Origin of the sequence: Dactylosporangium sp. NPDC050588, from assembly GCF_040654975.1 — a bacterium.
GTDB classification, from domain to species: Bacteria; Actinomycetota; Actinomycetes; order Mycobacteriales; family Micromonosporaceae; genus Dactylosporangium; species Dactylosporangium maewongense.
Genome location: NZ_JBFAJA010000163.1, coordinates 1 through 16,095 on the forward strand (window position 1 = coordinate 1; position 16,095 = coordinate 16,095).

Annotated in this window: 7 protein-coding genes; 5 read left to right on the plus strand and 2 right to left on the minus strand. The window is 73.3% G+C overall.

What is annotated here, in order from left to right:
- The coding region (locus AB0I21_RS55940; RefSeq protein WP_360574005.1) for a cellulose binding domain-containing protein at positions 1 to 530 on the minus strand (530 nt) is incomplete at its 3' end.
- Positions 531 to 682: 152 nt separating this feature from the next.
- Here AB0I21_RS55940 and AB0I21_RS55945 point away from each other — a divergent pair.
- A complete protein-coding gene (locus tag AB0I21_RS55945; RefSeq protein WP_360574007.1) occupies positions 683 to 5,164 on the plus strand; it encodes an AAA domain-containing protein in 4,482 nt (1,493 codons plus the stop codon).
- A gap of 858 nt (positions 5,165 to 6,022) precedes the next feature.
- Here the strand turns inward: AB0I21_RS55945 and AB0I21_RS55950 are convergent.
- Positions 6,023 to 9,661 carry a family 78 glycoside hydrolase catalytic domain gene (locus AB0I21_RS55950; RefSeq protein WP_360574009.1) on the minus strand — a complete coding sequence of 1,213 codons (3,639 nt, stop codon included), beginning with the start codon at positions 9,659 to 9,661 and terminating at the stop codon, positions 6,023 to 6,025.
- Between the two features lie 130 nt (positions 9,662 to 9,791).
- On the opposite strand from AB0I21_RS55950, the gene AB0I21_RS55955 reads away from it, so the two are divergent.
- The 4 genes from AB0I21_RS55955 (at position 9,792) to AB0I21_RS55970 (ending at position 16,005) form a co-directional block, all read left to right on the plus strand.
- Positions 9,792 to 10,604, plus strand: coding sequence for a cyanophycinase (locus AB0I21_RS55955; protein WP_360574011.1), 813 nt, complete (start codon positions 9,792 to 9,794; stop codon positions 10,602 to 10,604).
- Entirely contained in the window at positions 10,594 to 13,266 is a 2,673-nt protein-coding gene (gene cphA, locus AB0I21_RS55960; protein ID WP_360574013.1) for a cyanophycin synthetase, read from the plus strand. Before AB0I21_RS55955 ends, cphA begins: the two co-directional genes overlap by 11 nt.
- Before the next feature lies 1 nt (position 13,267).
- A complete protein-coding gene (locus tag AB0I21_RS55965) occupies positions 13,268 to 14,419 on the plus strand; it encodes a serine/threonine-protein kinase (protein WP_360574015.1) in 1,152 nt (383 codons plus the stop codon).
- 98 nt (positions 14,420 to 14,517) lie between these two features.
- Entirely contained in the window at positions 14,518 to 16,005 is a 1,488-nt protein-coding gene (locus tag AB0I21_RS55970) for a hypothetical protein (RefSeq protein ID WP_360574017.1), read from the plus strand.
- The last annotated feature ends 90 nt before the right edge of the window (positions 16,006 to 16,095 follow it).

The window sequence follows — 16,095 nt, forward strand, 5'->3', positions numbered from 1 at the left end:
CTGCCTTCGTAGACGCGGTAGCCGGTGACGGTGCCGGTCGAGGCGTTCCAGGCGAGGGTGAAGCTGGTGTTCGTGGTCGCGGTCACCCGGAAGTTACCCGGCACGCCAGGGGTCCCGGCCGGCGTGGTCGGGGTCGTGCCGCCCCCGCACGAGGCGCCGTTGAGCGTGCAGTTGGTCGGGGTGCCGCTGCCGGCGGCGATGAACCCGAAGCTGGCCGTGCCGCCGGGGGCGATCGTGCCGTTCCAGGAGTTCGTGAAGGTCACGTGACCGGAGGTGCCGGTCCGGTTGGAGTCCCACGACGAGCTGACCGAGGTGCCGCTGGGCAGGTCGAACGCGACCGTCCAGCCGTTGATCGTGCTGCTCGTGCCGTTGGTGATCGTGTACTTGGCCTCGTAGCCGGAACCCCAGGTGGAGGTTTGGACGAAGGCCGCGGTGGCGGCCGCGGCGGACGCCGGCGTCGCGGCGACGGTGATGACGGTGGCCGCGGCCGTTGCCAGGGCAGCCGCGATCACCCCGATTCGCAGTCTCATTGCAGACCTGCCTCGGAGTCGGGTCGAGATGGGGGATGGTAGGGCGCCCTAGCGCGGACACTACGCGAAGGTTTGTTAACAGTAAAGATGTTGGTCAATCACCTGTTGTTGATCTCGTGCAGAGTGTCGTACCCGGCCGTTACGCTCGCGTCGTGGATGGTCGGTCGCGGGCGACGCTCGTGCAGGAGGCCGCCCGGCGGTGGCGCTCGCAGCTCATCGACCTGGGCGGACGTAACACACTGCTGTATTACAAGGACCTGCGCTCCGGCACGCTCGACCTGTCCGCCGCCGACCCCGTCGCCGTCTCCGCCCTCCTCGGCGGGCGCACCATGTCGCTCACCCAGCTGTTCCCCCGCTCCGGCGGCAAGCGGTCCGCGGCGGCCCCTGCCCCTGCCGACACGGTGCTCGATGCCGGGGAGCCGCCCGTCGCCGCACCCGACCCCGGCGCGTCCCGTCTGGTCGACGACGGGCGTCCGGCGATCGGGCGGGCCTCCGTACCGGCGACGCCTCCTGAACCTGAAGCAGCGGTGGAAACCGTCGAGCCTCCGGCTGCCGAGTCCTCGGCCGTCGAGGCTGCGGCTGCCGGGTCCTCGGCTGCTGGGCTCTCTGCCGGCGGGTCCTCGGCCGGCGGACCCGACGACGGGCCGGCGCTGACGCACGCGGCGGCGGTGAAGCGGGCGCGCACGATCAGGAACAAGGCCCGTGAGCTGGCCGAGGAGCGCGGCATCGAGACGTGTTTCGTGGCGATCGGCTCGGCGACCTGGACCCCGGCGGCCGGCAGCGGCGTGCCCGCGGCGCCGGTCCTGCTCCGCTCCGCCCAGCTGCGTGCCCGCGGCGCCGCCGAGGACGACTTCGAGCTCAGCGTCCACGGCGACACCGAGGTCAACCCGACCCTGCTGCAGCTGCTGGAGGAGGAGTTCGGCGTCCAGGTCGACGCCGACGAGCTGGAGGAGCTGATCAGCTACACCGCCGGCTTCGACCCGCAGCCGCTGTATGAGCGGCTGGTGAAAGAAGCGTCCGGGCGGGTCCGCGGGTTCACGATCGGGCCGCGGTGCGTGCTCGGCACGTTCTCCTATGCGAAGCTGCCGATGGTCAACGACCTGCGGGTCGCCGCCGAGGCGCTCGAAGGCCACGAGATCATCGCCGCGATCGCCGGCGACGGCGAGGCACAGCGGCGGCTGCACGCGACCGGCGCGGTCCAGCTCGACGACCCCGACCTGATCGCCCCCGACGACGAGTTCCTGGTCCTGGACGCCGACTCCTCGCAGAACTACGCGATCAACGCCGTCCTGTCCGGCCAGCACAGCGTGATCAAGGGGCCGCCCGGCACAGGCAAGAGCCAGACCATCGCCAACCTGATCGCGTCGCTGGTCGCGCGCGGCAAGCGGGTGCTGTTCGTGGCGGAGAAGCGGGCCGCGATCACCGCCGTCACCGACCGGCTCGCCCGGCGCGGACTCGGCAGCCTCGTCATGGACGTCCACGACGGCACCACCTCGCGGCGCAAGGTCGCCGCCGACCTCAAGGCCGCGTTCGACTCGGCCGCCCGGATCGCCCAGCCCGACCTCAGCGTCCTGCACGAGACCCTGATCACCAAGCGCGCCCAGCTCAACGGGCACGACGAGGCGCTGCACCAGGTCCGCGAGCCGTGGGGGATCAGCGCATTCCAGTCGCAGACCGCCATCCTCGCGCTGACCGCCGCGGGGCGGCCGATGACGGCGGTGCGGCTGCGGGGGCAGACGCTCGCCGCGCTGGACGCCGGCACCGCCCGGCGCGTCCGGGAGCAGCTGCGCGACTTCGCCGCGCTCGGCGGTTTCACCCTCACCGGGCAGCAGTCCGGCTGGGCCGGGGCGGCCGTGCGGACCCCCGCCGACGCCGAGGCGGCGTTCGGGCTGGTCGAGCGGCTCGCCGAGCGCACCCTGCCCGCGGCCCGCCCCGCGCTGCGCCACGTCCAGGAGCAGACCGGCCTGCGCCCGCCCGCCGACCTGGCCGGCTGGCGGCAGCTGTTCGGGTTCCTCGACGGGGTCGCCGCGACCCTGACCCAGTTTCACGAGGACGTGTTCCGCGTCGACCTCGCCACCCACATCGCGTCGGCCGCCGACGCCGCCTGGCGCCGCGAGCACGTCGGCCAGCCCGGCACCGACGCGGGCTGGCTCACCCGCCGCCGCATGCGCAAGCAGGCCGCCCAGCTGTGGCGCGGCCCCGGCAGCCCCAGCCGGCAGCAGCTCTTCACGGGCCTGTCCACGGCACTGGCGCAGCGCGCGGCTTTTGCGAACGGCGGCGGCCGGCCGCAGCTGCCCACGGAGTATCCGCGGGCGCGGGCAGCCTTTCACGAGCTCGACGAGCAGGTCGGGCAGCTGCAGCGGCACGTGCCGCACCTCGGGCTCACCGCGATGGACCTCGACCGCCTCGGGGCCGTGCTGACCGGGCTGGCCGGCGACGAGCGCACGCTGCGCCGAGTCCCGCGCCTCAACGAGCTGGGCGCCGGGTTCACCGCGCTCGGCCTCGACCAGCTCGTCGCCGACCTCGGCGGCCGTCGCGCCGACGCCGACCTCGCCGCGGCCGTCTTCGACGCCTGCTGGCACGCGTCGATCCTGCAGCACCTCGGGTTCACCGACGACCGCATCGGCGCGTTCGACGGGGAGCGGCACACCCGCACCGTCGCGGAGTTCCGCGCCGCGGACCACCAGCACATCGACGCGACCGCGAGCCGCGTCCTGCGGGCCGTCGCCGAGCACATCACGCGCACCCGCGACCAGCACCCCGACGAGAGCCGCCTCGTCGAGCACCAGGCCAACCTGAAGCGCCGGCACCTGCCGATCCGCCAGCTCTTCGCGACCGCCCCGCACATGCTGACCGCGCTGCGCCCCTGCTGGGCGATGAGCCCGCTGGTCGTGTCGCAGCTGCTGCCCGCCGCGGCGGACCTGTTCGACGTCGTCGTGTTCGACGAGGCCAGCCAGGTCACGCCGGCCGACGCGGTCCCCGCGCTGCTGCGCGCCCGGCAGGTCGTCGTCGCCGGCGACGAGCACCAGCTGCCGCCCACGTCGTTCTTCACCGCGGCCGAGGACGGCGGGGCCGACCCCCTCGGCGTCCGGCCCGACGGCTCGATCGACCTGTCGCTCACCTCCGGCTACGAGTCGATCCTGGACGTGCTGACGGCGCTGCTGCCCGCGTACCTGCTGCGCTGGCACTACCGCAGCCAGGACGACCGGCTCATCGGCTTCTCCAACGCCCACATCTACGAGCGCTCGCTCGTCACGTTCCCGGGCACGGCCGGCGCCGGTTCCGTGCAGCACGTGCACGTGCCCTTCGACCCGGCCGACGCTTCCGGTGCCGCCGACAGCGTCACCGCCGAGGTGGACCGGGTCGTCGAGCTGGCGTTGCAGCACGCCCAGCTGCGCCCGTCGCAGTCCCTCGGCGTCATCACGATGGGCATCACCCACGCCGACCGCATCGACCTCGCGCTGCGCAAGGCCCTGTCCGCCCGCCCCGACCTGCACGCGTTCTTCGCCGAGTCCGCCGCCGAGCCCTTCTTCGTCAAGAACCTCGAACGCGTCCAGGGCGACGAGCGCGACGCGATCATCCTCTCCATCGGCTACGGCAAGAACGCCTCCGGGCAGCTGCCGTATCGCTTCGGCCCGCTCCTGCTCCCCGGCGGCGAGCGACGGCTCAACGTGGCGGTCACCCGCGCCCGCCGCCGGATGACCCTGGTCAGCTCCTTCACCGCCGCCGACATGGACCCGGCCCGCAGCACCTCCGAGGGCGTGCGCCTGCTCCGCGCCTATCTCGAGTACACCGCCTCGGGCGGCACGTCCCTCGGCGGCGCCGCCGCCCCTTCCGCGGCACCCGACGCCTTCGAGACCGACGTCCTCAACCGCCTCACCGCGGCCGGCATCCCGGTCACCGCCCGCTTCGGCGTCGCGGGCGCCTTCATCGACTTCGCCTGCGCCCACCCCGCCAACCCCGAGGAGCTCATCCTCGCCATCGAGACCGACGGCGCCACCTACCACTCGGCGAGCACCGCCCGCGACCGCGACCGCCTCCGGCAGGAGCAGCTGGAGCGCCTCGGCTGGCGGTACCACCGCATCTGGTCCTCCGACTGGGTCGCCGACCCCGCCGCCGAGACCGCCAGGACTCGCGCCGCGTATGACGAGGCGCTCGCCGCCGCCGACGCCCGCCGCTTCAACGAGCCGACGGTCGTCCTCAACTTCCCGCTCGCACCGTCCCCCGCCGCGGCCTCTTCCCCCCGCACCCTGCCCCGCCCCGACATCACCCCCGGCCGCCCGATCACCGAGTACCCGCGGGCGGCGCTGGTCGCGCTGATCTCCTGGATCGAGTCCGACACCCTCCTGCGCACCGAGGAGGAGGTCCTGGAGGAGGCCCGCCGCGAGCTCGGCTTCAAACGCGGCGGCACCCGCATCAACGCCGCCCTCACCGAAGCCCTGCACGAGTCCCGCGCCACCGCCACCTCCACCCCCGACCCCGCAGCCGCTCCACCGGACGCGGACCGGACGACGGCGCCACCCATCACCCCCGCGGCCGTTCCGCCTGATCCGGACCGGACGACAGTGCTGCCCGTCGTCCCCGCCGACCCCGACGAGACCCGCTTCTTACCGCAGCGCCCCGAAACCGACTGACAGCCCGGGGGCACGTCGGCCGCCCCGCATGCTTCCCACGATGCGCAAACCGGCCCCAGCGCTGAGCCGCCCCGTCAGGAACCGGTGTTGTCGCGGAGCGTCCCGGCAGCACCAGACGGACGACACCCGGGCCAGACCACGGCGCCCGAGTCCGGCTGACCGTCTCCGGGATCGCCTCTGCCGGCCGGTGGAGGAACGCGGCCCGACGCTGTGCCGCCCCGTCGGGGACTGGCGCTGTCGTGGAGCGTGCCGGCGGCGCCAGACGGACGAGACCCGTGCGCTACCGCGGCACCCTGAGCTCGGCTGACCGCCTCCGGGATCGCCTCTGCCGGCCGGTGGGGAACGCGGCCCAACGCTGTGCCGGGGCATCGGGGACTGGCCCTGTCGTGGAGTGTCCCGGCGGCGCCAGACGGACGACACCCGTGCCCTACCGCGGCACCCTGAGCTCGGCTGACCGCCTCCGGGATCGCCTCTGCCGGCCCGCAGCTTGGGCTTCTACGGTGCGGGGGATCGCAGCCCTGACGCTGTGCTGGCTAGATCGCTCATCGGCCCAGTCGGTGGTGGCGAGCAGGCGGGTCGGACGCCGCCGCCTGGGCAGACGTTGGTCAATGCCCTGGTTTGTGGCTTTTGTGTATCGACGGTGTGCGATCTGCCTGCAAATCAGAGATCCAAATGTATGTGGATCGCGCGATGTCTATCCGGAAAAGGGGCCTTTGGGGCATTGATCAATGTCTGTGCCGGGGGCGGCAGGTGGCGGGCGAGGGGTCGGGGGTCGGTGACGGTCGCGGGTGGGTGGACTCGGCGGCGAAGGAGGGCTCCGGCTGCACGACGCAGTGCAGCCGGAGCCGGGACAGGGGACTACGCGGGGGCGGTGAAGGTGTACGAGCCGGCGGGCAGCAGGAACGTGCCCGTGCCCGAGGGGACGGCCTGGCCGGGGGCCAGGATCGAGCCCGGTGCGGAGGTGGGGACGCGGACCGTTGCCGAGGTGCCGGCCGGGACCGTCACCCGCAGGGTGAGGGTGCCGGCGGAGATGGACCAGTCGCTGACGGCCAGGCCGTACGGGGTCTCGTAGGAGGACTTTGCGGAGGTGAGGCCGCCGCCGGGCTGGGGGGCGATGAGCAGCGACGCGTAGCCAGGCGAGGCCGGGCCCAGGCCGCCGACCTGGCGGTACAGGAAGTCGCCGACGGAGCCCAGGCCGTAGTGGTTGAAGGAGTTCATGCCTGGGTCCTGGAAGGAGCCGTCGGTGCGGATGCCGTCCCAGCGCTCCCAGATCGTGGTGGCGCCGCGGCTGTTCATGTAACCCCAGCCGGGGAAGCCGGGCTGGAGCAGGATCTGGTACGCCGTGTCCGCGTGGCCCGTGTCGACCAGGACCGGCAGGAGGTTCTCGACACCGAGGAAGCCGACGGACAGGTGCCCGCCGGAAGCGGCGACCTTGGCGACCAGCCGGGAAGCCAGGGAAGAGACCCGGGAAGGCGGGACCAGGCCGAAGGCCAGCGCGAGGGTGTAGCCGGTCTGGGTGTTGCCGGAGACGGTCCCGTCGGCAGCGACGAAGCGGGAGGTGAAGGCGGCCCCGACCTGGTCGGCCAGCGCGCCGTAGGAGTTGCCCTGCGCCGTGCGGCCCGTCGCATAGGCCATGCGCGAGACCAGGCGGGCGGACCAGGCGAAGAACGCCGTGGATATGACGTCCTGGGCGGTGTTGTCGTTGACGTTGAGCCAGTCGCCGTAGGTGGGCTGGTTGCGGATCAGGTCGCTGCCCGAGGTGGCGCGCAGGTAGTCGACCCAGCGGGCCATCGCGTCGAAGTGCTCGTCGACGACGCGGATGTCGCCGTGGCGCTGCCAGAGGGTGTAGGGGACGATGACGCCCGCGTCGCCCCAGCCGGCGGTGCCGGCGCCGCAGCAGACGGCGGGGGCGACGTCGGTGAAGGCGCCGTCGGAGCGCTGGGCGTCGACCAGGTCGTCGGAGAACTTGTCGAGGAAGCCCTGGACGTCGACGTTGAAGGTCGAGGTGGCGGCGAAGATCGCGATGTCGCCGGTCCAGCCGAGCCGTTCGTCGCGCTGCGGGCAGTCGGTGGGGATGGAGAGCATGTTGGAGCGCTCGCCCCAGAGGATGTTGTGCTGCAGCTGGTTGACCAGGGCGTTGGAGGTGGTGAGGGTGCCGAGCTGGGCGCCGGCGGTCCACGCGGCGCGGCCGGTGACGGTGTCCGCGGTCGGGGTGAAGCCGGCCGGGAGGCCGGTCAGCTCGACGTAGCGGTAGCCGTGCACGGTGAAGCGTGGCTCGTAGACCTCCGCGCCGCCGGTACCGGCGAGCGTGAAGCGATCCGTCGCCTGGGCGGCGCGCAGGTTGGTCGTGTAGAGCTGGCCGCCGGTGAGCACCTCGGCGTGCCGGATCTGGACGGTGGTGCCGGCCGGGCCGGTGACGGAGATGCGGTTCCAGCCGGTGAAGTTCTGGCCCATGTCGAAGATCCACACGCCGGGCGACGGCTGCGTGACCGAGACGGGCCGGAACTCCTGCTGCACCCGGACGCCGTTGTCGACCTGCGAGACCAGGTTCGGCTTCGTGCCCGTCCGTACAACAGCGGATGCCCACGACGAGTCATCGAACGCAAACCCGTCCCAGCCGGCCACGGCAAGCCGAGCATCGTACGTCTCACCGTGGTACAGATCGTCCGCGCGGATCGGGCCGCTCAAGACCTTCCACGAACCATCTGTCCGCACCACGGACGAAGTGCCATCGGTATACACAAGCAGCAGCTGCGCCGAGTACCAGGGCTGCGTGCCGTACTTCTGGCTGCCGGCGAAGCCCAGGCTGCCGGAGTACCAGCCGTTGCCGAGCCAGGCGCCGAGCGCGTTCGCGCCCTGCCGGATCTGGCCGGTGACGTCGTACACCTTGTACTGGACGCGCTTGGTGTAGTCGGTCCAGCCGGGGGCGAGCACGTCGGTGCCGACGCGGGCCCCGTTGAGCCGGGTCTCGTGCAGGCCGAGCGCGGTGGTCAGCAGCCGCGCGGACGCGACGGGCTTGCTCACCGTGAAGCCCTTGCGCAGCAGCGGCGCGGCCTTCGCGATCGAGACGTTCGAGGCCCAGGGGCCGGTGCCGTAGGTGGCCACGGCGCGCGCCGCGGGCCAGGAGCTGTCGTTGAACCCGCCGGTGTTCCAGCCCGCGGGGGCGGTGGTGGACGCCTTCCACGACGCGTCGGTGACGAGCGACGCGCCGGTGAGCTTGGCGATCATGCCGGCCGGCGACTGGGTGGTGTTCTCCGACGCGATCGCGATGGTGTTGGCACCGGCGACGAGCCGGCTCCGGATGTCGACGGCGGACGCCTGCTGCCACGACTGGTACACCCGCGGCGAGGTGCTGACCTGGACGCCGTTGACCCACACGTCGGCGGTGTCGTCGCCGGTGACCACGAGGGTGGCGGTGGCGGGGACAGAGGCGAGGGTGAACGTGCGCCGGAAGTAGCGGGTCGCCGCCGGCACCCCGGCGGCGGGGTCACCCTCGGGGTACCAGATCCAGGTCGCGCCGGACAGGTCGGCGGTGACGGCCGCCTGCCCGATGAAGTCGCCGGTCCACTCGGTCGCGGGCGCGCGCAGGCCGGTCTCGAACGACCAGGTGGGGCTCCACGCGCTGACCCGGCCCTGGGTGTCCCAGACGCGGACCTTCCACGTGTAGCGCCGCATCGACTGCAGGGCCGGGCCGGTGTAGACGACGTCGACCTGCTGGCCGGACGCGACCCGCCCGCTGCTCCACACGCCGTCGACCGACAGCTCGTAGGCGGCCTGGCGCTGCTGCACGGCGGTCGAGGTGAGCTTCCAGCCGAAGCGCGGCTGCGCGGCGTCGACGCCGAGCGGGTTGGCACGGTGCTCGACCGTGCCGCTCGCGACGCTCAGCGGGGAGGGCGCGTCGGGGTCGGGTGCGACGACGTTCGAGTTCCACGGGCCGACGCCGTAGGCGCCGAGGTCGGTCGCGGCGGGCCAGCCACCGTCGGCGAAGCCGGGCTGCTCCCAGCCGGTCGGCACGGTCTGGAACGCCTTCCAGCTGCCGTCGGTGACGAGGTCGGTGGTGCCGCCGGCGGTGACGACGTGCACCTTGCCGATCAGGCCGGCCGGCCCGTCGGTCGTGTTGCGGGCCGCGATCGCGAGGGTGTTGGCGCCGCTGACCAGGGCGGACTGCAGGTCGACGTAGACGGCGTTCTTCCACGAGTCCACGACCCGCGGGGAGGCGGCGACGGGCTTGCCGTTGAGCCACACGTCGACGGTGTCGTCGCCGGTGACGACGAGCTGGGCCTCGCTGACCGCGCCGGCGGCGACGGTGAACGTCTTGCGGAAGTAGCGGTAGGCGGCGGGGGCGCTGCTGGCCGGGTTCCCCTCCGGGTACCAGACCCAGTGCGCTCCGGCGAGGCTGACGGGGGTCGCGGCCTCGGCCGGAGCCGACGGCGCGGCGAGGAGTGCGGCGAGCAGGACGAGCGCGGTGGCGCCCGCGCGGCGTCTCTTCAGGCGCATGGCGGTGCTCCTGTTCGATGGATTGAAACGTTTCATTGAGTGGTGATGTCCTGACTGTACGTAGACCCTGGTCAATAAGCAACGTCCAGCGCCGCGACGAACCGCAAGATGAGGGAAGTGTGGAGGTGGGATGCCGGGAAAGCTGCTCGTCATCGGTGGTGCGGAGAGTCATGACCCCGGCGACGACGCCATCCTCGAACGGTTCGTGCTGCTCGCGGGCGGCTCCGAGGCGCACCTCGTGGTGATCGCGACCGCGAGCGAGTGCCCGGAGCAGCGGGAGAAGGAGTACGCGGACGTCTTCCACCGGCTCGGCGCCGGCCGCGTCACCCCGCTGCGCCTCGACGAGCGCGACGACAGCAACAGCGACCTGGCCGTGTCCGTGATCGAGCACGCCACCGGCGTCTTCTTCACCGGCGGCGACCAGCTGCGGATCACCACCGTCGTCGGCGGCTCCAAGGTCGACACGGCGATGCACGCGCGGCTCGCCGAGGGCATGATCCTCGCCGGCACCAGCGCCGGCGCCGCCATGATGTCCAGCACCATGATCCTCGGTGGCAGCATCGCGTCGGTCTCCACCGGCAGCGTCCGCACCGGCCCCGGCATGGAGTTCCTGCCCGGCGTGCTCATCGACATGCACTTCGCCCAGCGCGGCCGGCTCAACCGGCTGCTCAGCGCCGTCGCGATGTTCCCGCACGAGCTCGGTCTCGGTATCGACGAGAACACCGCGATCCTCGTCGAAGGCGACGTGTTCGAGGTGCTCGGCGCCGGCACCGTCACCGTCATCGACGCCGGGCAGGCCCGCACGATCAGCGCGACGATGTCGGAGGTCGGCGGGCCGATCGCCCTGTGCGGCGCCCAGCTGCACGTGCTCCCGGCGGGCTGGCGCTTCAACCTCACCGAGCGGGCGGCCATCAAGAGATCGGATCCTGACCATGCGAATTGAGAGCAGCCGCCGCCTGCGCGGCCCGAACCGCTATCTCGCGCGCCCCGTCCAGGTCACCCGGGTCCTGCTCGACGGGCTGACCGAACGCGAGAGCAGCGACTTCCCCGGCTTCACCGACCGGCTCCTGGCCGCCTTCCCCGGGCTCGCCGAGCACCACTGCGCGTTCGGCGAGCCCGGCGGCTTCGTCAAGCGCCTGCACGGCGGCACCTACTTCGGGCACACCGCCGAGCACGTCGCGATCGAGCTCTCCCAGCGCATCGGCCGCCCCGTCAACTTCGGCCGCACCGAGGGCACCGGCGTGCCCGGCGAATACGACGTCGTCACCGAGTGCCCGGTCGACGAGCCACCCGACTCCGGCGTCGCCGAGGCCCTCCTCGCGCTGGCGATCGCCGGTGTACTGGCGGCGCTGCACGGCGAGCCGGTGCGCGTCGAGGACGAGCTTGCGGTCCTGCGCCGCACGTACGAACGCGAAAAAGCCGGACCGAGCACCGCCGCCATCGCCGACGCCGCCCGCGCCCGCGGCATCCCGGTCGAGCGGGTCGGCGAGCTCAGCCTTCTGCGCCTCGGCTACGGCCGGCACCGCAGGCTCGTGTGGGCCGCACTCACCGACCATACCTCCGCGATCGGCGTCGACATCGCGTCCGACAAGGAGCTCACCCGGCGGCTGCTCGACGAGGCCGGCGTCCCCGTCCCCACCGGCGGCGCCGCCGCCTCCCTCGCCGAGGCCCTGGACATCTTCGCCGAGCTCGGCCCGCCCGTCGTCGTCAAGCCCCGGCAGGGGCGCCAGGGGATGCACGTGTTCCTCGGCGTCGACACCCCCGACGCGCTGCGCGCCGCCTACGAGGCCGCCACCGCGGGCGGCGACGACGCGGTCGTCGAGCGCGAGCTGACCGGCCGCGACTACCGCGTGCTCACCGTCGGCGGCAAGGTCGTCGCCGCGGCCGAGCGGGTCGCCGCGCACGTCGTCGGCGACGGCGCCACCGACGTCGCCGGCCTGATCGCCCGCGCCAACGAGGACCCGCGCCGCGGCGACGGGCACGCCCGGGCGCTGACCCGGATCGTCGTCGACGACGTCGCCCTCACCCTGCTGCGCCGCCAGGGCGTCGCCGTCGACACGGTCCCCGCCGCCGGGCAGGTCGTGCGGCTGCGTGAGAACGCGAACCTCTCCACCGGCGGCACCAGCGTCGACGTCACCGACGACGTCCACCCGTCCGTCGCCGACCTGTGCCGGCGGGTCGCCGCGATCGTCGGCCTCGACATCGCCGGCCTCGACCTGCGCCTGCCGTCGATCGCCGAGCCGCTGCCCCCGACCGGCAGCCTTGCGGGCGGCGGCGTCATCGAGGTCAACGCCGCGCCCGGGCTGCGGATGCACCTCGACCCCAGCGACGGCACCGCCCGCGACGTCGGCGACGCGATCGTGGAGGCGCTGTACCCGGCCGGCAGCCCGTCGCGGATCCCGATCGTCGCCATCACCGGCACGAACGGCAAAACCACCGTCGCCCGGCTCACCGCGCACCTGCTGGACGGCGCCGGCCTGCGCGTCGGCGTCACCACCACCGACGGGATCGCCATCGGCGGCCGGCTCGTGCAGCGCGCCGACGCCACCGGGCCGCGCTCCGCCCGCGTCGTGCTCAGCGACCCGACCGTCGACGCCGCCGTGCTCGAGACCGCCCGCGGCGGCATGCTGCGCCAGGGTCTCGGGTACGACTGGAGCGACGTCGGCATCATCACCAACCTGGCCAGCGACCACCTCGGCCAGGACGGCATCGACAACATCGAGGACCTGGTCGACCTCAAGTGCCTCATCGGCGAGCGCGTCCGCGAGGGCGGCGCCGTCGTCCTCAACGCCGACGACCCGCGCAGCCGCGGCCTCGCCGCCCACCCCGGCCGGTTCGAGAAGCGCGAGATCGTCTGGTGCAGCCTCGACCCGCGCAACCCGCTGATCCGGCGGCACTGGGACACCGGCGGCCGCGCGTACCTGCTCGCCGACGGCTGGCTCGTCGAGCTCGCCGACCGCCGCTGGATCCCGATCCTCGCCGTCGGTGAGCTCGGCGGCGGCTTCGGCGGCGCCGCCCGTCACCTCGTCGCCAACGCCCTCGCCGCGACCGCCGCCGCCCGCGTCCTCGGCGTCGCCACCGCCCGCGTCGCCGAACGCCTCCGCACGTTCACCGACAACCCCGGCCGCGGCATGCTGCTGCACCTCGGCGGCGTCGACGTCCTCGTCGACTACGCGCACAACCCCGCCGCCATCCGCGCGATCGGCGACCTCGTCGACCGCCTCTGGGGTGCCGACCACGCCGTCGCCGCCGTCACCCTCCCCGGCGACCGCCGCGACGACCTGCTCCGCGAGTCCGCGCGCGAGGTCGCCCGCTTCGACCGGGTCGTCATCTACGAGGACAGCGACCGCCGCGGCCGGGCACCCGGCGAGGTCCCGGCGATCCTGCACGACGAGCTGGCCGCCACCTCGCCGAAGGCCACCTGCACCGTCGTGCGGACCGTCGACGAGGCCGTCCCCGCCGCACTGGCGATGGCCCGCCCCGGTGACGTGGTGCTGCTGCTGTACGAGAAGATCGAGCCGGTCCTGTCGCTCCTGCGGACCCTCGGCGCCGAGACCGCGCACGATCAACACGTGTCGTTTCCGCTCATCGGGGCATCTGTATGACGTGGAGCGCTATCGGCTGATCGAGCAACTCGGTATGGGCGGCATGTCCGTCGTCTGGCGGGCCCGCGACGAGGTGCTGGGCCGGCCCGTCGCCGTCAAGCACCTCGCGGCGGCCGCCGATCCGCGGTCCCGCCGCCGCATCCAGGACGAGGCCCGCGCCGCCGCGCTCCTCAGCCATCCGCACATCGCCGCCGTGTACGACTTCGGCCACGACGCCGACGGTGCGCCGTTCGTCGTCATGGAGCTCGTCGAGGGCGAGTCCCTCGAGGACCGGCTGGTCCGCACCGGCGGCCCGCTCGAGGTCGCCGAGTCGCTGCGGATCGCGGGGCAGCTCGCCTCGGCCCTCGCCGCCGTCCACGAGCGCGGCCTGGTGCACCACGACGTCAAGCCCGCCAACGTCATGCTCACCGCAGGCGGGCCGAAGCTCGTCGACTTCGGCGTCTCCGCGATCGCCGGCAACGAGCCCGACCAGCTGATCGGCACGCCCGCCTACCTCGCGCCGGAGCGCATCCGGGGCGTCCCGCCGTCGCCCGCCACCGACGTGTACGCCCTGGGCCTCGTCCTGTACCGCATGCTCACCGGCGCGCTGCCCTGGCCCGTCACCACCACCGAGGAACTGCTGCACGCGCACCGCAAGCTGCCGCCGGCGCCGCTGCCCGCGAGCCTGACCCTGCCCGCCGGGGTGGCGGACGCGCTGCGCCGCTGCCTGGCGAAGGCGCCCGGCAACCGGCCCACCGCGACCGACCTGGCCGCCCTGCTGGCCGCCCCGGCGGCGACCCGGCGGCTCGGCCGCCGCCACCTCCTCACCGCCCGGCACGCCGCCCCCGCGCAGCGGCTGCGCGAGGTCACCCTCGGCGGGTCGGCCAAGCGGCGGGTCGGCGTCGCCGTCGCGGCCGTCGTGCTCTTCGGCTCCGGTGCCGCGGGGGCCGCCGCCCAGGACCGCGACCCGAATGCCGCCTGGACCCCCGGGACATCCGTCTCCTCGGGGTCGCCGGCGTCCTCGGCGCCGTCCCCCGTCGCGAACACCGCCCCGCAGGAGTCCGCGCCGCCGCCCCCCGCCACGACCGCGGTCAAGAATCCAGGCGGTGCCCCGCCGGCCGCCGGAAACGCGGGTGGTCCGAAAAAGCCCAAGGCGAAGGGCAAGCGCAAGTAAAGTCGCGGCTGAACCTTTTCGTTGCTTATGGCGTGCAACCTTCCCGACTGGTACACAAGTCTGATCTCGGTGATGCCCTATGGTGTCCGGGTCGAGGGATGGGAGAGGCCGTGCGCTTCGAGGTCAGCCGGGTCATGGACACCATCGAGCAACGGCTGACGACCGACGTCACGCTCGCGCAGGCCGTCGTCGACCTCGCCGACGTCGCCCGGTTCGTGGCCCTCGACGGTGGCCGGCCCATCAACCTCTTACGCCTCGGGATGGTCGTCGACGCGCTCAGCCGGTACCTCATCGACGCCGGCGCCATGCTCTACCCAGTGGTCGGCCGCGAGGCCCTGTCCGAGGCGGCGCTCACCTCGAAGGAGCGCATGGTGCTCGGCCGCTGGGCCGACGACGGCCTCATCGAGGTCACGCCCGTCGTCGCCGACCGGCCCGCCGAGATCGCCGACTTCACCGGCCTGCCCCTGATCGTGGTCCGTGACCAGCCGCAGTTCGCCGCCCGGTTCCCGTGGCTCGTCGACAGCCCCGAGCGCGTGCTGCGGCTGACCCCGCGCGCCGGCGGCGCGGTCCTGACCCCTGGCGGCGAGCCCACCCCGCCGAAGGACGGCAAGGAACGCCTGGTCGTGAAGGGCACCGCCACCCTGCCGATCATCCCGCTCGAACCCGCCGACGCGGAGTCTCCGGCCGCGCCCTCCGACCTTCCCGCCGACGAAACCGAAATTTCGGATGTGTCGGCGGAGGGGGAGTCTTCCGAGCAGGGCGAGTCGTCGGAGCCTGTGGCGGAGGCCGCGCCCAAGCCATCGCCTCGTCCGGCCAAGCCCGCCGCGACCACCGCCGCCGACAAGGCCGCAGACAAGGCCGCCCCGGCACCCAAGCAGGAGCAGGGCGGGCGGCCGGACGGGCTGCAGTCGTTCACCGCCCGCGGGTCGCAGCGCGCCGGGCGCACCCGGGTGATGCGGCGGCGGTTCACCCGCGCGGAGCCCAGCGGCGTCGGCGCCGCCCTGATGGCCCGCGAGTGGCGGTGCGGCGAGCCCGAGTGCCCCGCGTTCGGGCGCTTCCGCCGGATCGGCCAGCCGGTCCCGCGCATGCGCGCCGGCGTGCCCGCCTGCCCCCGCCACGGCCAGGCGGTCAAGGACATCGGCCCGCGGCCGCCCGCGTTCGCCGTGTCCGTGGTCGTCGAGGACCTGGCCCGGCGCCGGTTCGTGGTCGGCGCCGACCGTCCCGTGATCGTCGGCCGCGAGCCCGCCGACCCCGACGACATCGCCGTCGGTCAGTGGCTGCACGAGGCCGCGGCCGCCTGGATCGCCAAGGAGCACCTGAAGCTCGAGGTCCGCGACGGCCACCCCGTCGTCACCGACACGAGTGAAAACGGCACCCTGATCTGGAAGCGCTCGGCCCCCGAGATCAAGGAGGAGACCGAGCGGATCTACCGGAAGTCGTACCAGCTGACCGGCTGGGACTCCGTCGAGCTCTACACCGGCGTCGAGCTCATCGTGGGCGACCACCGCCTGCAGACGATCGTCGGCTCCGAGCCCGCCTCGGTCCTGCTCGACGCCCCCACGGTCGCCCTGCGCCTGATCGACTAGGGCGCGTTTCATAAATTTGTGCAGGCCGGGTGAAGTCACGGCGTGGCGGTGATCGAAATCTGAAGAGGTCTCCGGTAAATGGTTCAGCGA